Below are 20,817 nucleotides of genomic sequence, written 5' to 3' on the forward strand. Positions count from 1 at the left end.
CGGCACCGCGCGCGCGCGTGCGGGTCGTCGCGCCGGCTGCCGTCGCGGTCGCGCTGGTCGCGCTCGGCGTCGCGCTGTCGCAGGCGACGTGGACGGTACCGGCGAATGCCCCGCTCACCGTGCGGCTGCTGCAGGGCAACGTGAAGCAGGACATCAAGTTCGAGCAGGCCGGCATCGACGCAGCGATCAAAATGTATCAGCAGATGATCACCGAGAAGCCGGCCGACCTGATCGTCACGCCGGAGACGGCGATCGCGGTGATGATCCAGGAACTGCCCGAACCGTTCGCCGTCGCGATCCGCAAGTTCAGCGACACGACGGGCTCGGCGGTGCTGTTCGGCGCGGTCGGCGCGTCGGTGACCGAGGACGGCCGCTACGTCGATTACACGAACAGCCTGTACGGCGTGACGCCGAATTCGCGCGACATCTATCACTACGACAAGCATCACCTCGTGCCTTTCGGCGAATTCATTCCGTGGGGCTTCCGCTGGTTCGTCGATCTGATGAAGATGCCGCTCGGCGATTTCGCGCGCGGCGCGCCGGTGCAGAAGCCGTTCCTCGTGCGCAATCAGCCCGTGATGGCAGACATCTGCTACGAGGACATCTTCGGCGAGGAAATCGCCGCGACGATCCGCGACAATCCGCAGCCGCCCGGCGTGCTCGTCAACGTGACGAACCTCGCATGGTTCGGCGACACGATCGCGCTCGACCAGCATCTGCAGATCGCGCGGATGCGTGCGCTCGAAACGGGCCGGCCGATGCTGCGCGCGACCAATACGGGGATGACGGCCGCGATCGACGCGCACGGTCGTGTGCTCGGGCAGTTGAAGCCGTTCACGATCGGCTCGCTCGACGTGCGCATCGAAGGCACGAGCGGTTTCACGCCGTACGTGACGAGCGGCAACGTCACCGTGCTCGTGGTGTCGCTCGTGCTGCTCGCGTTCGGCTTCACGTTCGGGCCGGGGTTGCGGCGGCGCGGTTGAGCCCGCAGCGAATGCAACGGCGACAACGCGTGGCCGCGCGCCAGTCGCCGCGGCTAACCGCGCCGTGTCACCTCTCACGAACATTGAGAAGTAGAGGCTATACGATCCCCATCTCGATTTGACGTTCTCATCACGCCGCTCACCCGTACAAGGCAGCGTTGTGGTGGAAAAGTCATTGAGGCGCCTTATTCAGGATGCGTATCGGACGCGATTCGCATCAGCACTTTTATTCGGGGATCAGAATGGCAATTCAAGCGTTGTCGCACCACGAGATTCGCAAGGTGTCAGGAGGCGTTGGCCCTGTCGGTGCAATATTGGGAGCAGGCGGAAATATGGCGGTCTATGCCGCCATGCACCAAATTCAGAACAAACCCATGACATGGCAAGGCGTCGCTTGGACAGCAGGTACCGGTGCCGCCATCGGCGCAACAGGCGGGGCGCTGATGGCAGCTTGAGGCGGAGGACTCGCTGCGCAGATCGCATGGCGCCCGGGCATGATGGGGCTCAACTTCGGCCTTGGCCAACTGTCGAACGGCAAAGGCTGGTAACCGGACGCATGCCGCCCCCGCGTCGGGGCGGCTCAAACGCCGAAGAACGACGTGTTCGAATTTCTGGTCAGTTTCGTCGCAGGCGCGATGGCCGAACATTTCAAGCAGAAGCGCATGCCATTGCTATATGCGTTCGTGCTGACTTTCACGGTATTCACTTTCGCGTTCGCAATAGGACTCTGGTTGGCGGTACCGGCTGCGACGCTGGAGAAGGGTCCGCTATACATCGCGTTCGTATCCGCAGGAGCCGGAACCGCACTCGGACTGCTGATGGTGGCTGTGCTGTTGCTATTCAAACCGAAACGCAAGGCTGGGCCGCGCGGTCCATAAGTCACCATTGCGTTCGATCGCCCATGCCGTTCCTCCTTGGCTGGAGAAGACCGGCGCTGTCCGATCAACTGGCCGTCAGCGTGGCGGCCAGGCCGCGCAGGTCGCGGGTCACGCCGTCCATCACCGGTTGCCAGTCGCCGAACGTGCGCTGCCGATACAGCGTCGCAGTCGGATACCACGGACTGTCGCCGCGCTCGAGCAGCCAAGGCCAATGCGGATTCACGTCGAGCAGCACCCAGGTCCGTGCTCCGAGCGCACCGGCCAGATGCGCGACCGACGTGCAGACGGTAATCACGAGATCCAGCGCGCCGATGAACGCGGCCGTGTCGTCGAAACTCTTCAGCTCGGACGTGCAGTCCTCGATCGCGAAACCGCTCGCGCGGGCGGCCGCGACGTCCGCATCCGCGCCCGGCTGCAGCGAATAGAACGCGACGCCGTCGATCGCGCGAAACGCATGCGCATACCGTTCGATGCCGACGCGCCGAAACGGATTGCGCTGATGTCCGGCACTACCCGTCCACACGAGGCCGACTTTCAGCCGCCGCTCGCACGCGAGGCGGGCGCGCCACGCATCGATGGCGCGCGCATCGGCCCGCAGGTACGGCACCGACGACGCGAGCGTGTCGTGCTCGATCCCGAGCATCAGCGGCAGGCCGATCAGCGGCACTTCATAGTCGAACGTCGGCAGCGTCGCGATGTCGCCGCCCGCGCCGAATTCGTCGGCATGCGCGCCGAGGCTGCGCTGCAGCAGCGTGCCGAGCGGCGGGAAGGTGTTCCACACGAGCCGGCCGCCCTCGCGGTGCACACGTTCGGCAAGCGGCGCGACGAAGCGGCAGAACTGCAGCACGTCGCCGAGGCCCTGCTCGCCCCACAGCAACAGCGTCTTGCCCTTGAGCGGTTCGCCCTGCCAGCGCGGACCCGGTAGCGCCGGGCGCCGGCCGCGCAGTTCGCCCGCGCCGTCCCATCGCGCTTCGTGCCCACGCCAGCCGGCCGCGTAATTGCCGCGCACGAGGTAAATGATCGCGAGGTTGAAACGGTACGACGGATCGTCCGGCGCGAGTTCGGCGGCGCGCGCCGCGTAGCGCTCGGCGTCGTCCCAGCGCTGCGCCTCCTTCATCGCCATCGCGACGTTGTTCATCGCGAGCGCATTGTCCGGCGCCAGTTCGACGAGCCGTGTCGCGCAGACGAGCGCGCGGTCGAGATTGCGCATCGCGAGCTGCGCGACGACGAGATTGATCCACGCCTGCACGTCGCACGGATCGGCTTGCACGGCCGCCTCGAGCAGTGCGACTTCTTCCGCGCGATCGCCGCCCGACAGCCGCACCGCGATCGCCAGATTGTTGCGCAGCGACGGCCGGTCGGGATCGAGGGCCAGCGCGGCGCGGTACGGCGCGACGGCGTCCGCATGGCGGCCGGCCATCTGCAGCGCATAACCGTAATTGAAGTGCGCTGCGGCATCCGCATGCACGCGCGCCGCGCATGCGGCGAGCGCGACCGCGTCGCCGGTGCGCTGCCGCGCGACGAGCGCCGACGTCAGTTGCGACAGCGCGGCCGAGTCGACCGGATGAAGGTGCGCCGCAGCGGCGAGCCACAGCGCACGCGCGTCGTGCTCGCCGCGCGACTGCGCATCGGCGGCCCGTTCGAGCAGGGCCGCCAGCGGCGGGAGCAGCGGAATCAGGAGGTCGTTCGAATCGTTCATGCAGTCGGAGTCGGCGGTCGGATGCGCGATGCGCGCCCCGCAATACGCGCATCTTAACGTCCCCGCGGCATGGGCCCGCGGCTGCCGCGCGACGCACGCGCACGATCGCGAACGATGCGCGCGGCACCGCGTGGGCGGGCCGCCCGACCCGCTCGGGCAGCGTTCCAGCCGCATCGGCGCGCCGATCCGGTAAAATTGCGCGTTTCAGCACACTAACAAGCCGCGCCGCCGCGCGAGCCGCCGCTCCGGGCCCCGCCCGGAACGCCGCCCGCAACGGAGCGCCAGCGCCACGAAGGCTCTTCATGCTTACGTTTCAGCAAATCATCCTGACGCTGCAGTCCTACTGGGACAAGCAGGGTTGCGCTCTGCTCCAGCCCATCGACATGGAAGTCGGCGCGGGCACGTCGCACGTCCACACGTTCCTGCGCGCGGTCGGCCCCGAGCCGTGGCGCGCCGCTTACGTGCAGCCGTCGCGCCGCCCGAAGGACGGCCGCTACGGCGAGAACCCGAACCGGCTGCAGCACTACTACCAGTATCAGGTCGTGCTCAAGCCGGCGCCGGAGAACATCCTCGACCTGTACCTCGGCTCGCTGGAAGCGCTCGGCTTCGATCTGAAGCAGAACGACGTGCGCTTCGTCGAGGACGACTGGGAGAACCCGACGCTCGGCGCTTGGGGCCTCGGCTGGGAAGTGTGGCTGAACGGGATGGAAGTCACGCAGTTCACGTACTTCCAGCAGGTCGGCGGCCTCGATTGCAAGCCGGTGCTCGGCGAGATCACGTACGGCCTCGAGCGTCTCGCGATGTACCTGCAGAAGGTCGAGAACGTGTACGACCTGATCTGGACCGAGTGGGAGGAACAGGGCCCGAACGGCCCCGAGATCCGCCGCCTCACGTACGGCGACGTCTATCACCAGAACGAAGTCGAGCAGTCGACGTACAACTTCGAGTACGCGAACGTCGATCTGCTGTTCACGTTCTTCAACAGCTACGAAGCGGAAGCGAAGCGGATGATCGAAGCGCAGCTCGCGCTGCCCGCATACGAGCTCGTGCTGAAGGCCGGCCACACGTTCAACCTGCTCGATGCGCGCGGCGCGATCTCGGTCACCGAGCGCGCGGCGTACATCGGCCGCATCCGCGCGCTGTCACGTCTCGTCGCGCAGGCGTACTACGACTCGCGCGAGAAGCTCGGCTTCCCGATGCTCGGCAACCCGCCGGGCGTGCCGGGCCTCACCACCGATGCCCAGGATGCCGCGCAGCCGGCGTGGGCGCCGCCGCTGAAGGTCGAACGCAAGATCGATCAGGACTGACGAGACGAGATTTCTTCACATCATGACGCACAATCATCCCGCCCCCCTCCTCGTCGAGCTGCTGACCGAAGAGCTGCCGCCGAAGGCCCTCGCGCGCCTCGGCGACGCATTTGCCGAAGGCCTCGCGCAACGCCTCGCCGCACGCGATCTCGTCGAAGGCGAGCTCGCGTTCGAACGCTATGCGACGCCGCGCCGCCTCGCGGTCGTCGTGCAGAACGTGCGCGCGGTCGCCCCGGACCGCCAGGTCCGCGAAAAGGTGCTGCCGGTGTCGGTCGCACTCGACGCGCAAGGCAATCCGACCGCCCCGCTCGCGAAGAAGCTCGCGGCGCTCGGGCATCCGAACCTGACGATCGCCGAGCTCGAACGCGCGCAGGACGGCAAGGCCGAAGCGTTCTTCATCAACTATTCGGCTGCCGGCGCGACGCTCGCCGACGGGCTGCAGGCCGCGCTCGACGAGACGCTCGCGAAGCTGCCGATCCCGAAGGTCATGACCTACCAGCGCCCGGACGGCACCGACGTGCAGTTCGTGCGTCCCGTGCATCGGCTGACGGTGCTGCATGACGATCGCGTCGTGCCCGTCACCGCATTCGGCATCGACGCCGGCGACACGACGCTCGGCCACCGCTTCCTGTCCGACGGGCTCGTCGCGATCCAGCATGCGAGCGCGTACGCTGAGACGCTGCGCGACAAGGGCCGCGTGATCGCGCATTTCGGCGATCGCAAGGAAACGATCCGCACGCAGCTGAACGAGCATGCGAACGGCGACACGGTCGTGATGCCCGATGCGCTGCTCGACGAAGTGACGTCGCTCGTCGAATGGCCGGTCGTCTATCCGTGCCGCTTCGAGGATGAATTCCTGCAGGTGCCGCAGGAGTGCCTGATCCTCACGATGCAGACGAACCAGAAGTACTTCGCGCTGACCGACATCGGCGGCAAGCTGCGCTCGCGCTTCCTGATCGTGTCGAACATCGAGACGAAGACGCCCGGCGAAATCGTCGAGGGCAACGAGCGCGTCGTGCGTCCGCGCCTCGCCGATGCGAAGTTCTTCTTCGAGCAGGACAAGAAGAAGCCGCTCGCCGCGCGCGTGCCGCTGCTCGCGAACGTCGTCTATCACAACAAGCTCGGCTCGGCGCTTGCGCGCGTCGAGCGCCTCGAAGCGCTGGCCGGCGAGATCGCGCCCGCGATCGGCGCCGACGTCGCGCATGCGAAGCGCGCCGCGCGCCTCGCGAAGGCCGACCTGCTGACCGACATGGTCGGCGAGTTCCCGGAACTGCAGGGCACGATGGGCACGTACTACGCGCGCCACGACGGCGAACCCGACGACGTCGCGCTCGCGTGCGCCGAGCACTACCAGCCGCGCTTCTCGGGCGACACGCTGCCGACCACGCCGGTGTCGACGGCCGTCGCGCTCGCGGACAAGCTCGAAACGATCGTCGGCATCTGGGGCATCGGCCTCGCGCCGACCGGCGAGAAGGATCCGTTCGCGCTGCGCCGCCACGCGCTGGGCGTGCTGCGCCTGCTGATCGAGAAGCAGCTGCCGCTCGATCTGGTATCGCTGCTGCGCACCGCGTACGCGCGCTTCGAAGGCGTGCCGGGCGTCGCGGAATCGACCGACGCGATCGTCGCGTTCTTCATGGACCGCCTACGCGGCCTGCTGCGCGAGCGCGGCTACTCGGCCGGCGAAGTCGACGCGGTGCTGAGCCTGAACCCGACGCGCCTCGACGATCTCGTCGCGCGCCTCGACGCGGTGCGCGAATTCACGCGTCTCGCGGAAGCCGAAGCGCTCGCGGCCGCGAACAAGCGGATCTCGAACATCCTGAAGAAATCGGAAGGCGGCGCGAACGGTGCGGTGCAGCCGACGCTGCTCGTCGAGGCGGCCGAGAAGGCGCTGCACGAACAGCTCGCGGCCGTGACGCCGCACGTGCAGTCGCAGCTCGAGGCGCGCGCGTACACGGGCGCGCTGTCGGCACTCGCCGCGCTGCGCGCGCCGGTCGACACGTTCTTCAACGACGTGATGGTCAACGCCGACGATCCGGCGCTGCGCGCGAACCGTCTGGCGCTGCTGTCCGCCCTGCATCAGCAGATGAACTGCGTCGCCGACATCTCGAAGCTCGCCGCATAAGGGCGCACGATGCCGACCAGCCCTAACCGCAAGCTCGTCGTCCTCGATCGCGACGGCGTGATCAACGTCGATTCGGACGCGTTCATCAAGACGCCCGACGAATGGATCGCGCTGCCCGGCGCGTTCGAGGCGATCGCACGGCTGAACCATGCCGGCTATCGCGTGGTCGTCGCGACCAACCAGTCCGGCATCGGCCGCGGGCTGTTCGACATGGCCGCGCTCAACGCGATGCATCTGAAGATGCATCGCGCCGCGGCCGCGGTCGGCGCGCGCATCGACGCGGTGTTCTTCTGCCCGCACACCTCCGAGGATCACTGCGAGTGCCGCAAGCCGAAGCCCGGCATGATGCAGATGATCGCCGAGCGTTTCGAGATCGATCCCGATCACACGCCCGTCGTCGGCGATACGCTGCGCGACCTGCTGGCCGGCGTCGCGGTCGGCTTCCAGCCGCACCTCGTGCTGACCGGCAAGGGCAAGAAGACGCTCGCCGCGGGCGGCCTGCCGCCCGGCACGAAGGTCCACGACGACCTGCGTGCGTTCGCGCTCGATTTCCTTTCACACGACTACGAGTGATGCGGCCGCCGCGCGCATCCTCCCCAACGCTACACTCACGCCGATGCGCTTCGTCCGTTCGCTGCTGCTGCTGATCTATTTCATCGTGTACACGGTGCCGTATGCGACCGCATGCTTCATCGCGTTCCCGTTCCTGCGCCCCGACGCGCGCTACTGGATGGCGGCCGGCTGGTGCAAGTCGACGCTGTGGGTCGTGCGCTGGCTGAACGGCATCCGCTATCGGATCGAAGGGTTCGAGAACCTGCCGGACGGTCCGGCCGTGCTGCTGTCCAAACACCAGTCGGCGTGGGAGACGCTCGCGTTTCCGGCGCTGATGCCGAAGCCGCTTTGCTACGTGTTCAAGCGCGAGCTGCTGTACGTGCCGTTCTTCGGCTGGGCACTCGGCATGCTGCACATGGTCCACATCAACCGCAAGGAAGGCAAACACGCGTTCGACTCGGTGATCCGGCAGGGCAAGAAGCGTCTGGCCGAAGGCGCGTGGGTGATCATGTTCCCCGAAGGCACGCGCACGCCGGTCGGCAAGCAGGGCAAGTACAAGACGGGCGGCGCGCGCTTCGCGATCGAAACGGGCACCGCCGTCGTGCCGATCGCGCACAATGCCGGTCATGTATGGCCGCGCAACTCGTTCACGAAGTATCCGGGCGTCGTCACGGTATCGATCGGCAAGCCGATCGACGTGACCGGTCTCACGCCCGACGTATTGAACTCGCGCGTCGAAGCGTGGATCGAAGCGGAAATGCGCCGCATCGATCCCGGTGCCTATCGACAGGCGGGCAACGCCGACACGCGCGACGCGGCACGTGTCTGATTCGTCCGGACAGCCGCCGTTGCGTACGACAAAACGAAGCGAACTGATGAAGAAGCGTCCGCGGCCACGACCCGCCGTCGTGGCACTCGATCATCGCCAGCTCGACCTGCCGCTCTTCGACGGGCCGGCCGCTGCGCCTTCGGCACCCGTGTCGCCGCCGGCGCCGCCCGACGCTGCGCCCGCGTCGCCGATCGCCCCGCTCGCGCCGCCCGACACGGCGCCCGCGCCCGACCGCTCGCGCATCCGCACGCTCGCGCTCGACAGCCGCGTCCTCGAATACCGGCTGAAGCGCTCCGCACGGCGCACGATCGGCTTCACGATCGACGGCAGCGGCTTGTCGATCACCGCGCCGCGCTGGGTCACGCTCGCCGACATCGAAGCCGCGATCGCGGAGAAGCAGCGCTGGATTTTCGCGAAGCTCGCGGAATGGAAGACGCGCACCGAACAGCGCGCGCTGCCGCAGATCGACTGGCGCGACGGCGCGCAGCTGCCGTATCTCGGCAAGACGATCACGATCGCACTCGGTGCGGGCGCAGTCGCGTTCGACGCGCTCGCGCAGCGGCTGTCGCTGCCGCTGCCCGCGCAGGCCGACGCGCAGCAGATCAAGGATCGCGTGCAGGGCTGGCTGCAGGGCGAAGCCAAACGGATCTTCGTCGAACGCCTCGCGGTGTATGCGGAAAAGCTCGGCGTCACGTACTCGATGGTCGCGCTGTCGTCGGCCGCGACGCGCTGGGGCAGTTGCTCGAGCGACGGCAAGATCCGCCTGAACTGGCGGCTGATCCATTTCCCGATGTCGATCATCGACTACGTCGTCGCGCACGAGCTGTCGCATCTGCGCGAGATGAATCACAGCCCGGCATTCTGGCAGACGGTCGAATCGATCTTCCCCGAGTTCCGCGAAGCGCGGCATACGCTCAAGCATCACCCGCCGGAGCTGCTGCCGTCGCTGTGATGCGGCACGGCGCGCGATGCAAAACGGGCGATGCAGGTCGCCCTGCACCGCCCGTTCGTGTGCCGCGACACGCGTCGCGGCCCGGCTCGTCCGACGCTCAGTGCGTCTTCTTCTGGATGAACTCGATCTTGTAGCCGTCCGGATCCTCGACGAACGCGATCACGGTCGTGCCGTGCTTCATCGGGCCCGCTTCGCGCGTGACCTTGCCGCCTTGCGCCTTGATCTTCTCGCAGGCCGCATATGCATCGTCGACTTCGATGGCCAGGTGGCCGAAACCGTTGCCGAGATCGTAGGACGGCGTGTCCCAGTTGTGGGTCAGCTCGATCACGGTGCCGGTGCTTTCCGCTTCATAGCCGACGAACGCGAGCGTGAACTTGCCTTCCGGATAGTCCTCGCGACGCAGCAGCTTCATGCCGAGCAATTCGGTGTAGAACTTGATCGAACGGTCGAGATCGCCGACTCGCAGCATCGTGTGCAACAAACGCATGGGGTGTACTCCTGTGGGGACTTTCCTGAACCGGAAACTCTACCAGAGTCGGGGGAAATGCGTTGGGCGCGGCCGGCGAGGCGCGGCCGGCTAGGTGCGGCCGGCGAGGTGCGGCCGGCTACGCATGGCCCATCCGCCGCTTCATCGGGAAAGCGCCCCTGCCTCCCGACGCACCGATCGGGTAACATCGCAGCATCGCGCACCAAAAGCGGGCGCGGCTTTCGATACCGAAACATCCAGGCCGCGCCCTTACCGCGCGATCATCCCCACTCCGCTCACACCGCCGTGCGATACCGTCGATTCGAGCGCGCACGACGCGCCGCCAGCCCTGCCCGTCCCGAGCCGCGCATGCGCGTTGCCGAGGTGCGCCGATGAACGCGCTTGCCGCCGCACCCGCGCGTCGCGCACTCGATGCGCGCGCCGTCGGCCTGATGCTGCTGCTGTGCGCGATCTGGGGTTTTCAGCAAGTCGCGATCAAGAGCACGAACGCCGCGATCCCGCCGATCTTCCAGGCCGGGCTGCGCTCGGTGATCGCCGCATTGCTGCTGTGGGCCTGGGCGCGCTCGCGCGGCACACCGCTGTTCCGCGCGGACGGCACGTTCGGCGCCGGTCTCGCAGCCGGCGCGCTGTTCGCCGGCGAATTCATCTGCGTGTTCTTCGGGCTCACGCTGACGAGCGCGTCGCATATGGCGATCTTCCTGTACACCGCACCGTGCTTCACCGCGCTCGGCCTGCATCTGTTCGCGCCCGGCGAGCGGCTGCAGCGCGTGCAGTGGGCGGGCGTCGGCATCGCGTTCGCCGGCATCGCGCTCGCGTTCGCCGACGGCTTCCTGAAACCGCTCGCACCCGGCGCATCGGTGCTGGCCGGGCTCGCCGGCGACGCGCTCGGCATTCTCGGCGGCGCAATGTGGGCCGCGACGACGGTTGTCGTGCGCTCGACGTCGCTCGCCCGCGCGAGCGCCAGCAAGACGCTGTTCTACCAGCTCGCGGTGTCGGCGGTCGTGCTCGTCGCGCTCGCCGTGCTGCTCGGCCAGGCATCGTTCGCGCATGTGACGCCGGTCGCTGTGGCAAGCCTCGCGTATCAATCGGTGATCGTCGCGTTCGTCAGCTATCTGTCGTGGTTCTGGCTGCTCACGCGCTACAGCGCATCGCGACTGTCGGTGTTCACGTTCCTGTCGCCGCTGTTCGGCGTCGCGTTCGGCGTGCTGCTGCTCGGCGAATCGGTCGGCTGGCGCTTCATGTCGGCGGCCGCGCTCGTGCTGACCGGCATCGCGCTCGTCAATGCGCCGACGCGCCGGCGCGTGTAATCAGTCCCCACGCCGGGATCGAAGCACGCGCGCCGTTCGATGCGGTGCGGGGGCACCGCACGCGCATCGCCGCGTCACACCGTCACCGCATCACTGCGCGTTGCGCGCGGCCGCGAGCGCCTGCGCGACGCCGACGTATTCGGCAACGCTGACGTCCTCCGCGCGTCGCGCGAGATCGAAACCGAGCGCGTCGAAATCGATCGTCTCGCGAAAGTCGCCGAGCGTATTGCGCAGCATCTTGCGGCGCTGCGAGAACGCTGCCGTCACGATTTCGCCGAGCAGCACCGGATCGACGTCCGGCAGCTCGTGCGGCGCGTACGGAATCATCCGGACGATCGCCGAATCGACCTTCGGCGGCGGCTGGAACGACTCGGGCGGCACGTCGATCAGCTTGTCCATCACGTAGCGATACTGCAGCATCACCGACAGCCGCGAGAACGCCTTCGTGCCGGGCTCCGCGACCATCCGCTCGACGACTTCGTTCTGCAGCATGAAGTGCTGATCGACGACGACGTCCGCGAACGTCATCAGATGAAACAGCAGCGGGCTCGAGATGTTGTACGGCAGGTTGCCGACGATCCGCAGCGACGGCGCATCGCCGGGCGCGGCGAGCGAGCGGAAGTCGAACGCGAGCGCATCGCCCGCATGCAGTTCGAGCAGGGCGCCGAAGCGCTGCTTCAGACGCGCGATCAGGTCGCGATCGAGCTCGACTGCATGCAGCGGCGTTTCAGGCGTCGCGAGCCGCGCGATCAGCGGCTCGGTCAGCGCACCGAGCCCGGGGCCGATCTCGACCATCCGCTGGCCGCGCGCGGGGGCGATCGCCGCGACGATCGAGTCGATCACGCCATGATCGACGAGGAAGTTCTGCCCGAAGCGCTTGCGCGCGAAGTGGCCTTGATGCTGTCTGCTGTTCGACATCGGCTGAAGAAAAAACCAAAAATGCGATGAGTAAGGAAGCGGCGGCCGCGAGCGACGCCGGCCGCGTCAGACCATGCCGCGTCAGGCCGCGCGCCGATGCCGCGCCATCGTAACGGCCGTGTCGAGCGCCGCGACCATGCTGCCGGGATCGGCGCGGCCGGTGCCGGCGAGGTCGAGCGCGGTGCCGTGGTCGACCGACGTGCGGATGATCGGCAGCCCGAGCGTCACGTTGATGCCTTCGCCGAACGTCGCGTATTTCAGTACCGGCAGCCCCTGATCGTGGAACATCGCGAGCACGCAGTCGGCGTCGGCGAGATAGCGCGGCTGGAACAGCGTGTCGGCCGGATACGGACCACGCGCGTCGATCTGCTGCGCCTGGGCACGCGCGAGCGCCGGTGCGATCACGTCGATTTCCTCGCGGCCGAGATAGCCGTTTTCGCCCGCATGCGGATTGAGACCCGTCACGAGGATCCGCGGCCTGGCGAGCCCGAAGTCGCGCCGCAGGTCGCGGTCGATGATCGCGAGCGTCTCGACGAGCCCGTCGATCGTCAGCGCGGCCGACACGTCCTTCAGCGGCAGATGCGTCGTGGCGAGCGCGACACGCAGCGGCGTTGCGCCGGTGCCCGCGAGCATCATCACGACGCGCGCCGTATGCGTGCGCTCGGCCAGGTATTCGGTATGGCCGGTGAACGGTACGCCGGCATCGTTGATCGTGCTCTTCTGCAGCGGCGCGGTGACGATCGCGTCGTAGCGGCCGGCCACCGCGCCGTCGATCGCCGCATCGAGCAGCGCGAGGACGTAGCGGCCGTTCGCCGCGTCGAGCCGGCCCGCATGCGCGGGCGCCGCCAGCGCGTGATGCGCGATCGACACGCGCGAACCGCCGACCAGCGCGGCCCAGTCGGCGCCGACGGCCGCCGCGCGCGCTTCGAGCAGCGCGGCGTCGCCGAGCACCGTGAACTGCGCATCGGGCCAGCGCTCGCCGGCGTCGCGCAGCGCCTGCACGGTCAGCTCAGGACCGACGCCGGCCGGCTCGCCGGTCGTGATCGCGATCTGCAAGGCGCGCGCGCTCATCGTCGGCTCAGTTCGACGGCAGGCCGCCGATCTTGTACTGCACGTAGGACGAATCGCGCAGTTCGCGCAGCCAGTCCGCATACGCCTGCTCGGCCTTGCGCTGGCCGATCGCCTGACGCGCGATGTCCATCTGCTGCTGCACCGAGCCTTCCGCTTCGCGGCGGCCGACGACCTGGATCAGGTGATAGCCGTATTCCGTACGAACGGGCTGGCTGATCTGGCCGTCCTGCAGCGCGTTCATCGCGCGCTCGAATTCGGGCACCGTCTCGCCGGGGCTGATCCAGCCGAGATCGCCGCCCTGCGACGCGGAACCGTCCTGCGAATAGGTACGCGCGAACTTCTCGAAGTCGCCGCCGGCCTCGATCTGCCGGCGGATGTCGATCAGTTGCTGGCGCGCCTGCCCTTCGGACTTGCCTTCGCCGACGCGCAGCAGGATGTGGCGCACGTGCGTCTGCACGATCTTCGGCGCCGCGGCCGTCGCGCCCTGGCTCTGCCGGCGATCGACGAGGCGGATGATCTCGAAGCCGTCCGGCACGCGGATCAGCGTCGGGTTGACCTGCCCCGGACGCAGCTTCGCCGCGGCGTCGACGACGTCGGCCGGCAGCGCGCTCGGCGACTTGAAGCCGAGATCGCCGCCCTTCTTCGCATCGTCGGCTTCCGAATTGTTCTTCGCGAGCTTCTCGAAATCGGCACCCGACGTCGCTTGCTGCAGCAGTGCCTCGGCCTTCTTCTGCGCGGCTTCGATCTGCGTCTGCGGCGCGTTGGTCGGCGCCTTGATGAAGATGTGCTGGAAGCGCAGATCCTGCTGCTGCGAGGCGTTCGGCCCGCGCTGGCTCGCGATGTAGCTCGCGACTTCGGCGTCCGACACGGTGATCTTGCTGTCGACCTCGCGCTCGCGCAGCTTCGACAGCATCAGTTCGGTACGCGCATCGGCCGTGAAGATGCTCCACGGCACGCCTTGCGCTTCGAGACGCGAGCGATACTGGTCGAGCGTCATCCCGTTCGCCTGCGCGAGGCGCTGCAGCGTGGCCTGCACCGTCGCGTCGTCGACGCGGATCCCGTCGTCCTTCGCCTTCTGCACCTGGATGCGCTCGAGCACCATCTGGTTCAGCACCTGCGCGCGCAGCTGGTCGATCGGCGGCACGGGCGCGTTCTGCTGCTGCAGCCGACGCGAGATCAGGCCGACGCGCTGGTCGAGTTCGCGGCCCGTGATCACGTCGTTGTTGACGACCGCGACGACTTCGTCGGCGAGCTGCGCGCCTTGCGAACCGAGCGCCTGCGCCGCGGCCGGCGCGGCGGCGAGCAGCGCGGCGGACGCGGCGAGGCTGGACACGACTGCCGCGAAACGAAGGGTTTTCTTCATTGCCACTGATACTCCATTGAAATCGGCTGACCGGTCAGACAGGCCGCGTTACTCGTAGTTGCTGAAGCGGGACATCGGCGGCGGTGCCGACGGCAGCGGCGTGTAGCCCGGCACGCCGGCGCGGAACGCCGCGACGAGGCCGTTGTCGACGGTCGACAGCCCCTTGAGCGTGAGCTGCATCATGAAGCGCGTCGACGAGTTCCGCTGTCCGGACGAATTCACGCCGTTGGCGAACCGCTGCACGCCGACGCCGAGCGCCCAGCAATCCGCGTCGTATTGTAAGCCGAGCAGACCGTCGACAAGCCGGTCGCCGGCCAGATCGTAGTTGAAGCGGCCGACCGCGTACAGGCGCCGCGTGAGCGGCCATTGCGCGGACACCAGGAACTGGTTGATCGGCTGTCCGTCGAGCGTCGTGCTGGCGCGCGTGTAGCGGTACGCGGCGTTGATCACCTTGCGCTCGCCGGGACTGAAGCCGAAACCGATGCTCGACTTCACGAGCTGGTTGTTGTTCTGGTTGTACTGAAACGCCGTTTCCGACATGAAGCCCGAACCGAGCTTCAACGCAGCGCCGACGATCAGGTCGGAGTGGCGCGCCTGCGCGGCGGACTGCCCCGTGTTCAGCGTCACGCGCTGATCGGCGAAGTAGTACTGCTGCGCGATCACGAAGCGCGCGCGCTCGTCGCCGGTACGCGGATCGATGAAGCGCGAGGTCAGGCCGGCCGTGATCCGGTTCGCGTCCGCGACGCGGTCGTTGCCGACGAACGTGTTCGGCTGGTAGATCTCCGCGAGGCCGAAGTCGGATTCGGCGGTATCGAACAGCGGCGCGTTCGACTGGTCGCGGTACGGCGTATACACGTAGTAGAGCCGCGGCTCGAGCGTCTGGATGAAGTCCTGGCCGAACAGGCGCACCGAGCGGTCGAAGATCAGCCCGGTGTCGAAGCTGACGGTCGGAATCGATTCCGTAAAGCGCTTCGGGCTGTTCGGCGTGCTCGACGACAGGTAGTTCAGGTCGTACGACGCGAAGTGGTACTGCACCTTCGGCACGACGAAGTAGCCGGGTCCGTAGACGCCGTACGCGATGTACGGGTTGAAGACGATCCGGTCGCCCTGCGTCGAGTCGGCGGTCGTGATGCGGAATCGCGAGTAGTCGGCTTCCGCGCCGAAGTCGAAGCCGCCGACGTTGTACTTCGTGTACTTCACGTTCAACTGCGGCTCGCGGCTGTACGGCGCGATCGACGGCGGCAGCGTCTGCCAGTGCTGGTAGCGCGCGAGCACCGACCACGGACCCTTGTTGTACGTGAGGCCCGCTTCCTGCTGATAGAGCGTCTGCGTCCCGTTGATGAACTGGTTCATCGACCCAAGGTCTTCGGGATAGGTATTGTCCGAGACCTTGTTGTAGTAGACGTAGCCGCCGAAGCCGCCGCCGAAGTTCTGCTGGTGCTGCCAGTAGATCGCGTAGCGGTTGCGGTGCGCGAGCCGGTCGTCCGGCAGGTAGTTCGCGGTGAACGTGCCCGAATAGCTCGGCGACAGATAGCGGAACGTCGCTTCGGTCTGCACGCCGCGCCGCGAGATGATGCGCGGCGTGATCGTCAGGTCGCGGTTCGGCGCGATGTTGAAGTAGTACGGCAGCGACAGCTCGAACCCGTTGTTCGAGTTCATCGAGAACGTCGGCGGCAGCAGGCCGCTTCTGCGATCGCCCGAGAGCGGGAACGTCATCCACGGGCTCGCGAAGATCGGCACACCCTGGAAGAACAGCACGCCGTTGCGCGCGGTGCCTTCGTCGGCGCCCGTGTCGAAGTCGAAGCGGCTGCCCTTGATGTACCACGCGGGATGCGTCGCACACGCGCATGCGGTGTACGTGCCGTTCACGAACACCGAGCGCTCGCTGTCGAGCATGTCGACGCGCTCCGCGCTGCCGGAGCCGCCCGTCACGTTGAAGTGATACTTCGGCGCCGTCATGAAGCCCTGGCTCGCCTCGATCTTCAGGTGCGCTTCGGGGCCCGCGAACGACGTGCCGCCGTTGATCACCCTGACCTGGCCGTATGCGTCGGCCATGTCGGTATCCTGATCGTAGTGGATCGCGTCGGCTTTCACGACCGCGTCGCCGCGCCGCAGTTCGGCCGAGCCTTTCGCGGCCATGTCCTGCTCGGCCGTGCCGCTCGTGTGGTCGGCGATCACGAACGCGGCGGGCTTCGCGCCGTCCTTCAGAGGATGTTCCTCGAGCTGCGGCGCGAGACGCAGATCCCACGGCGAATCGAGCGGCTGCGGCTGCGCGGCCGCGCCCGTCAGCTGCGCGTGCGACACGGCCGGCACGAGGCCGGGCACGGCCAGCAGTGCAAGCGCGAGCCGCCGTTTGCGCGGCGCCCCGTCAGCGGGGAAGACATTCGGGAATAGCGGTTTGGGCGGCATCTATCGTTTGGCGAATCGCCCCTTGTCAACGGCGCCTTCGACGCACGGCTGCCTGCGCCGTCGAACCGCGACTGCGGCTGAGCGCAAACCGGGGAGGCGATCGGGCGGACGGCGCGACAGGCGACGGGCCTGCACGGCGGAAGCTGACGCGGGGCGCGTCAAAAAAGTCGTGGGGTATTATATGGCAAGACGTTCCCCCCTCCGCCGAGTTTCATGACGCCCCCATCCACCGCCGCTCATCCCGACGCCCGCCTCGCTGCGCTCGCCGCCTGGCTGCGCCCGCTCGCCGATCGCTACGCGCTCGACCTCGCCACGCTCGCGCCGGCATCGTCCGACGCCAGTTTCCGCCGCTATTTCCGCGTCGCGTCGGCCGCGAGCGCCGGCGGCTCGCTGATCGCCGTCGACGCGCCGCCGCCCGAGAAATGCCGCGAGTTCGTGCAGGTCGCGCAGCTGCTCGCGGCGGCCGGCGACCATGTACCCGACGTGCTGGCGCACGATTTCGACGCCGGCTTCATGCTCGTGACCGATCTCGGCCGCACGTCCTACATCTCGGTGCTCGACCCGGCCGATCCGGCCTCCGCGCGGCCGCTGATGCGCGATGCGTTCGACGCGCTGATCCGCTTCCAGCTCACGTCGAAACCCGACGTGCTGCCGCCGTTCGACGAAGCGTTCCTGCGCCGCGAAATGGAGCTGATGCCCGAATGGTTCATCGGCCGCCATCTCGGCAAGCCCGTCACCGACGCGATGCGCGGCACGCTCGAGCGCACCTTCGCGCTGCTGGTCGCGAGCGCGCACGCGCAGCCGCAGGGCTTCATGCTGCGCGACTTCATGCCGCGCAACCTGATGGTCTGCGAGCCGAATCCGGGCATCCTCGACTTCCAGGATGCCGTCTACGGGCCGCTGACCTACGACGTCGTGTCGCTGCTGCGCGACGCGTTCATCAGCTGGGACGAGGAATTCGAGCTCGACTGCTTCGCCTACTACTGGGAAAAGGCCAAGAAGGCCGGCCTGCCGGTCGATCCCGACTTCGGCGAGTTCTACCGCCAGCTCGAATGGATGGGCCTGCAGCGCCATATCAAGGTGCTCGGGCTGTTCGCGCGCATCAACTATCGCGACGGCAAGCCGCACTATCTGAACGACCTGCCGCGCTTCCTCGGCTACGCGCGCAAGGTCGCGCTGCGCTACCGTCCGCTCGCGCCGTTCGCGAAGCTGCTCGACGAGCTCGAGGGCCGCACCGACGACGTCGCGTATACGTTCTGACCGCCCGACCACCACGCTGCCGAACATGAGCCCCTCCCTGACCACGGCGATGATCTTCGCCGCCGGACGCGGCGAACGCATGCGCCCGCTGACCGACACCTGCCCGAAACCGCTGCTCGAAGCGGGCGGCAAGCCGCTGATCGTCTGGCAGATCGAGCGGCTCGCGCAGGCCGGCATCGAGACGATCGTGATCAACCATGCATGGCTTGGCGCGCAGATCGAGCAGGCGCTCGGCGACGGCGCGCGCTGGGGCGTGCGGCTCGTGTACTCGGCCGAGGGCGAAGCGCTCGAGACGGCCGGCGGCATCGCGCAGGCGCGGCCGCTGCTCGAGCGCGACGGCCGGCCGACGGTGTTCGTCGCCGTCAGCGGCGACGTGTTCTGCGCGTTCGACTACCGCACGCTCGCGCCGCGCGCCGCTCGGATGGCCGCGCTCGACGCGCCCGCGCTGCACCTCGTGATGGTGCCGAACCCGCCGTTCCACCCGGCCGGCGATTTCGCGCTCGGCGACGACGGGCGCCTGACGCTCGACGGCGCCGCGCGCGTCACGTTCGGCAACATCGGACTGTACGACACGCGGATGTTCCGCGATCTCGCGCGCGGCACGCGCCGCGCGCTGACGCCCTACTACCGCGCAGCCATCGAGGCCGGCCGCGCGAGCGGCGAACTGTACGAGGGAATCTGGGAGAACGTCGGCACGCCCGCGCAGCTGCACGAACTCGACGCGCGGCTGCGCGCCGCCGGCCGCTAAGCCCGCGCACGCGCGCGGCGCCGCGCTTCACCGCTCGCGCACGGCGGCGATCACGCCGCTTCGGCCGCCTCGTCGCCGGCGGCCGCGCGCTGCTGCTGCAGCGCCCACATCTGCGCATAGAGCCCGTCCGCGCGCACGAGTTCGTCGTGCGTGCCGCGCTCGACGATCCGCCCGTGATCCATGACGAGAATCTGCTGCGCATGCACGACCGTCGACAGCCGGTGCGCGATCACGAGCGTCGTCCGATGCCGCGCGATCTGGTCGAGCTCATGCTGGATCGCGCGCTCGGAACGCGAATCGAGCGCGGACGTCGCCTCGTCGAATAGCAGGATCGGCGGATTCTTCAGCAGCGTGCGCGCGATCGCGACACGCTGCTTCTCGCCGCCCGACAGCTTCAGCCCGCGCTCGCCGACCGGCGTCTCATAGCCGTTCGGCAAGCTTTCGATGAAGTCGTGGATATGCGCGGCGCGCGCGGCCGCGATCACCTCGTCGCGCGTCGCGCTCGGCCGGCCGTACGCGATGTTGTAGTAGATCGAGTCGTTGAACAGCACCGTGTCCTGCGGCACGATCCCGATCGACGCGCGCAGCGAGTCCTGTGTGACGTCGCGGATATCCTGCCCGTCGATGCGGATTGCTCCGCCCGACGCGCGATCGAGATCGTAGAAGCGGAACAGCAGGCGGGACAGCGTCGACTTGCCGGACCCGCTGTGCCCGACCACCGCGGTCGTCGTGCCGGCCTCGATCGTGAACGTGACGTCGTGCAGGATCGGCCGCGCCGGCTCGTAGGCGAAATTCACGTGCTCGAAGCGCACCTGCGCGCCGGCCACCGCGAGCGGCCGCGCATCAGGACGATCGGCGACTTCCTTCGCGGCCGACAGCAGGCCGAACATGCGATCCATGTCGGTGAGGCTCTGCTTCAGCTCGCGGTACACGACGCCGAGGAAGTTCAGCGGAATGTACAGCTGCAGCATGAACGTGTTGATCAGCACGAGATCGCCGAGCGTCAGCTTGCCGGCGAGCACGCCCTGCGTCGCGCGCCAGAGAATGAACACGAGCCCCGTGCCGATGATCGCCTGCTGGCCGAAGTTCAGCAGCGACAGCGAGTTCTGCGAGCGGATCGCGGCCTGGCGGTAGCGCTTGAGGTTCTCGTCGTAGCGCTGCGCCTCCCATTCCTCGTTGCCGAAATACTTGACCGTTTCGTAGTTGATCAGCGAATCGATCGCGCGCGAGTTGGCCCGCGAATCGAGCTCGTTCATCGTGCGACGAAAGTGCGTGCGCCAGTTCGTGACCTTCACGGTGAACACGATGTAGGCGATCAGCGCGGCGAACGTCACGTACGCGTAATACGCGTCGTACTTGACGACGAAGAAGCCGAGCACGAGCCCGACCTCGACGAGCGTCGGCAGGATGCTGTACAGCGAATACGAGATCAGTTGCTGGATGCCGCGCGTGCCGCGCTCGATGTCGCGCGACATGCCGCCCGTCTGCCGCTCGAGGTGAAAGCGCAGCGACAGTCCGTGCAGATGACGAAACACCTGCAGCGCGAGCCGACGCACCGCGCTTTCGGTGACTTTCGAGAACAGGATTTCGCGCAGCTCGGTGAACAGCGACGTCGACAGCCGCACGAGCGCATACGCGATCACGAGCAGCCCGACGCCGCCCGCGAGCACGATGCCGGCCGACTGCTCGGCGCGGCCGAGCGCGGTCAACTGCTGCACGGAAGCGAGATGATCGACGATGCGCTTCATCACGATCGGCACGCCGAGGTTCGCGACTTTCGCGCCGATCAGGCACGCGAGCGCGAGTGCGACACGCAGCTTGTAGGTCGCGAGATACGGCAGCAGCGAACGGATCGTCTGCCAGTCGTTGCGGGGCCCGGTCGGAGCCGGCGCGGGCTCGCCGGAAGCGGAATATCGGCGCATGGGGGAAGGA

18 protein-coding genes are annotated in these 20,817 nt (G+C 67.7%); 11 read left to right on the forward strand and 7 right to left on the reverse strand.

Annotated elements, in window-relative coordinates:
• The 3 genes from lnt to HMPREF3115_RS04060 form a co-directional block, all read left to right on the forward strand.
• On the forward strand, window positions 1–983 hold a 983-nt coding region (gene lnt / locus HMPREF3115_RS04055), incomplete at its 5' end, for an apolipoprotein N-acyltransferase (protein ID WP_070553480.1).
• Window positions 984–1,225: 242 nt separating this feature from the next.
• Window positions 1,226–1,438, forward strand: coding sequence for a hypothetical protein (locus tag HMPREF3115_RS31865; RefSeq protein ID WP_125902579.1), 213 nt, complete (start codon window positions 1,226–1,228; stop codon window positions 1,436–1,438).
• Window positions 1,439–1,582: 144 nt separating this feature from the next.
• Complete coding sequence (locus HMPREF3115_RS04060) at window positions 1,583–1,861, forward strand: hypothetical protein (protein ID WP_125902580.1); 279 nt, start codon at window positions 1,583–1,585, stop codon at window positions 1,859–1,861.
• Window positions 1,862–1,925: 64 nt separating this feature from the next.
• Here HMPREF3115_RS04060 and HMPREF3115_RS04065 read toward each other — a convergent pair whose 3' ends face one another.
• Window positions 1,926–3,560, reverse strand: a complete 1,635-nt coding sequence (locus tag HMPREF3115_RS04065) for a tetratricopeptide repeat protein (RefSeq protein WP_070553481.1) — start codon at window positions 3,558–3,560, stop codon at window positions 1,926–1,928.
• A gap of 302 nt (window positions 3,561–3,862) precedes the next feature.
• Between HMPREF3115_RS04065 and glyQ the strand changes: the two genes are divergently transcribed.
• Genes glyQ through HMPREF3115_RS04095 form a run of 5 tightly spaced genes read left to right on the forward strand, consistent with a single transcriptional unit; the run spans window position 3,863 to window position 9,322 of the window.
• Window positions 3,863–4,867, forward strand: coding sequence for a glycine--tRNA ligase subunit alpha (glyQ, locus tag HMPREF3115_RS04075; RefSeq protein ID WP_006398332.1), 1,005 nt, complete (start codon window positions 3,863–3,865; stop codon window positions 4,865–4,867).
• Window positions 4,868–4,889: 22 nt separating this feature from the next.
• Window positions 4,890–6,989, forward strand: a complete 2,100-nt coding sequence (gene glyS, locus HMPREF3115_RS04080; RefSeq protein ID WP_053296848.1) for a glycine--tRNA ligase subunit beta — start codon at window positions 4,890–4,892, stop codon at window positions 6,987–6,989.
• Window positions 6,990–6,998: 9 nt separating this feature from the next.
• Window positions 6,999–7,562 carry a D-glycero-beta-D-manno-heptose 1,7-bisphosphate 7-phosphatase gene (gene gmhB / locus HMPREF3115_RS04085; RefSeq protein ID WP_006398330.1) on the forward strand — a complete coding sequence of 188 codons (564 nt, stop codon included), beginning with the start codon at window positions 6,999–7,001 and terminating at the stop codon, window positions 7,560–7,562.
• Window positions 7,563–7,605: 43 nt separating this feature from the next.
• The gene (locus tag HMPREF3115_RS04090) at window positions 7,606–8,370 is read left to right on the forward strand and encodes a lysophospholipid acyltransferase family protein (RefSeq protein ID WP_053296847.1); all 765 of its coding nucleotides are present in this window, start codon (window positions 7,606–7,608) and stop codon (window positions 8,368–8,370) included.
• 46 nt (window positions 8,371–8,416) lie between these two features.
• Entirely contained in the window at window positions 8,417–9,322 is a 906-nt protein-coding gene (locus tag HMPREF3115_RS04095; protein ID WP_006406552.1) for a M48 family metallopeptidase, read from the forward strand.
• A 97-nt stretch (window positions 9,323–9,419) separates the two neighbouring features.
• Here HMPREF3115_RS04095 and gloA read toward each other — a convergent pair whose 3' ends face one another.
• Complete coding sequence (gloA, locus tag HMPREF3115_RS04100; protein WP_006398327.1) at window positions 9,420–9,809, reverse strand: lactoylglutathione lyase; 390 nt, start codon at window positions 9,807–9,809, stop codon at window positions 9,420–9,422.
• A gap of 371 nt (window positions 9,810–10,180) precedes the next feature.
• Here gloA and HMPREF3115_RS04105 point away from each other — a divergent pair, with 371 nt between their 5' ends.
• Window positions 10,181–11,116, forward strand: a complete 936-nt coding sequence (locus tag HMPREF3115_RS04105; RefSeq protein ID WP_059937273.1) for a DMT family transporter — start codon at window positions 10,181–10,183, stop codon at window positions 11,114–11,116.
• 90 nt (window positions 11,117–11,206) lie between these two features.
• Here HMPREF3115_RS04105 and rsmA read toward each other — a convergent pair whose 3' ends face one another.
• The 4 genes from rsmA to HMPREF3115_RS04125 all read right to left on the reverse strand — a co-directional run bounded on the left by rsmA (window position 11,207) and on the right by HMPREF3115_RS04125 (window position 16,877).
• The gene (rsmA, locus tag HMPREF3115_RS04110) at window positions 11,207–12,034 is read right to left on the reverse strand and encodes a 16S rRNA (adenine(1518)-N(6)/adenine(1519)-N(6))-dimethyltransferase RsmA (RefSeq protein ID WP_070553483.1); all 828 of its coding nucleotides are present in this window, start codon (window positions 12,032–12,034) and stop codon (window positions 11,207–11,209) included.
• Between the two features lie 81 nt (window positions 12,035–12,115).
• Window positions 12,116–13,105, reverse strand: a complete 990-nt coding sequence (pdxA, locus tag HMPREF3115_RS04115; RefSeq protein ID WP_006406556.1) for a 4-hydroxythreonine-4-phosphate dehydrogenase PdxA — start codon at window positions 13,103–13,105, stop codon at window positions 12,116–12,118.
• Window positions 13,106–13,112: 7 nt separating this feature from the next.
• Window positions 13,113–14,468, reverse strand: a complete 1,356-nt coding sequence (locus HMPREF3115_RS04120) for a peptidylprolyl isomerase (RefSeq protein ID WP_035488903.1) — start codon at window positions 14,466–14,468, stop codon at window positions 13,113–13,115.
• Between the two features lie 48 nt (window positions 14,469–14,516).
• The gene (locus tag HMPREF3115_RS04125; RefSeq protein ID WP_006409861.1) at window positions 14,517–16,877 is read right to left on the reverse strand and encodes an LPS-assembly protein LptD; all 2,361 of its coding nucleotides are present in this window, start codon (window positions 16,875–16,877) and stop codon (window positions 14,517–14,519) included.
• Window positions 16,878–17,090: 213 nt separating this feature from the next.
• On the opposite strand from HMPREF3115_RS04125, the gene HMPREF3115_RS04130 reads away from it, so the two are divergent.
• Window positions 17,091–18,137: an aminoglycoside phosphotransferase family protein gene (locus HMPREF3115_RS04130; protein WP_070553484.1), complete on the forward strand. Its 1,047-nt coding sequence runs from the start codon at window positions 17,091–17,093 to the stop codon at window positions 18,135–18,137.
• A 25-nt stretch (window positions 18,138–18,162) separates the two neighbouring features.
• The gene (murU, locus tag HMPREF3115_RS04135) at window positions 18,163–18,885 is read left to right on the forward strand and encodes an N-acetylmuramate alpha-1-phosphate uridylyltransferase MurU (RefSeq protein ID WP_070553485.1); all 723 of its coding nucleotides are present in this window, start codon (window positions 18,163–18,165) and stop codon (window positions 18,883–18,885) included.
• Between the two features lie 50 nt (window positions 18,886–18,935).
• Here the strand turns inward: murU and HMPREF3115_RS04140 are convergent, their stop codons facing one another.
• Window positions 18,936–20,807, reverse strand: a complete 1,872-nt coding sequence (locus tag HMPREF3115_RS04140) for an ABCB family ABC transporter ATP-binding protein/permease (protein ID WP_070553486.1) — start codon at window positions 20,805–20,807, stop codon at window positions 18,936–18,938.
• Between the last annotated feature and the right edge of the window lie 10 nt (window positions 20,808–20,817).

It is taken from the genome of Burkholderia sp. HMSC10F09 (assembly GCF_001806955.1).
Lineage (GTDB): Bacteria > Pseudomonadota > Gammaproteobacteria > Burkholderiales > Burkholderiaceae > Burkholderia > Burkholderia multivorans.

What these genes read in the sequence shown, in the direction of transcription:
- HMPREF3115_RS04095 (WP_006406552.1), top strand. Translation starts at nt 8,417, where the DNA reads ATGAAGAAGCGTCCGCGGCCACGACCCGCCGTCGTGGCACTCGATCAT.
- HMPREF3115_RS31865 (WP_125902579.1), top strand. Translation starts at nt 1,226, where the DNA reads ATGGCAATTCAAGCGTTGTCGCACCACGAGATTCGCAAGGTGTCAGGA.
- HMPREF3115_RS04130 (WP_070553484.1), top strand. Translation starts at nt 17,091, where the DNA reads ATGACGCCCCCATCCACCGCCGCTCATCCCGACGCCCGCCTCGCTGCG.
- HMPREF3115_RS04140 (WP_070553486.1), bottom strand. Translation starts at nt 20,807, where the DNA reads ATGCGCCGATATTCCGCTTCCGGCGAGCCCGCGCCGGCTCCGACCGGG.
- HMPREF3115_RS04090 (WP_053296847.1), top strand. Translation starts at nt 7,606, where the DNA reads ATGCGCTTCGTCCGTTCGCTGCTGCTGCTGATCTATTTCATCGTGTAC.
- rsmA (WP_070553483.1), bottom strand. Translation starts at nt 12,034, where the DNA reads ATGTCGAACAGCAGACAGCATCAAGGCCACTTCGCGCGCAAGCGCTTC.
- HMPREF3115_RS04065 (WP_070553481.1), bottom strand. Translation starts at nt 3,560, where the DNA reads ATGAACGATTCGAACGACCTCCTGATTCCGCTGCTCCCGCCGCTGGCG.
- glyS (WP_053296848.1), top strand. Translation starts at nt 4,890, where the DNA reads ATGACGCACAATCATCCCGCCCCCCTCCTCGTCGAGCTGCTGACCGAA.
- HMPREF3115_RS04120 (WP_035488903.1), bottom strand. Translation starts at nt 14,468, where the DNA reads ATGAAGAAAACCCTTCGTTTCGCGGCAGTCGTGTCCAGCCTCGCCGCG.
- glyQ (WP_006398332.1), top strand. Translation starts at nt 3,863, where the DNA reads ATGCTTACGTTTCAGCAAATCATCCTGACGCTGCAGTCCTACTGGGAC.
- gmhB (WP_006398330.1), top strand. Translation starts at nt 6,999, where the DNA reads ATGCCGACCAGCCCTAACCGCAAGCTCGTCGTCCTCGATCGCGACGGC.
- gloA (WP_006398327.1), bottom strand. Translation starts at nt 9,809, where the DNA reads ATGCGTTTGTTGCACACGATGCTGCGAGTCGGCGATCTCGACCGTTCG.
- HMPREF3115_RS04125 (WP_006409861.1), bottom strand. Translation starts at nt 16,877, where the DNA reads ATGCCGCCCAAACCGCTATTCCCGAATGTCTTCCCCGCTGACGGGGCG.
- HMPREF3115_RS04105 (WP_059937273.1), top strand. Translation starts at nt 10,181, where the DNA reads ATGAACGCGCTTGCCGCCGCACCCGCGCGTCGCGCACTCGATGCGCGC.
- pdxA (WP_006406556.1), bottom strand. Translation starts at nt 13,105, where the DNA reads ATGAGCGCGCGCGCCTTGCAGATCGCGATCACGACCGGCGAGCCGGCC.
- murU (WP_070553485.1), top strand. Translation starts at nt 18,163, where the DNA reads ATGAGCCCCTCCCTGACCACGGCGATGATCTTCGCCGCCGGACGCGGC.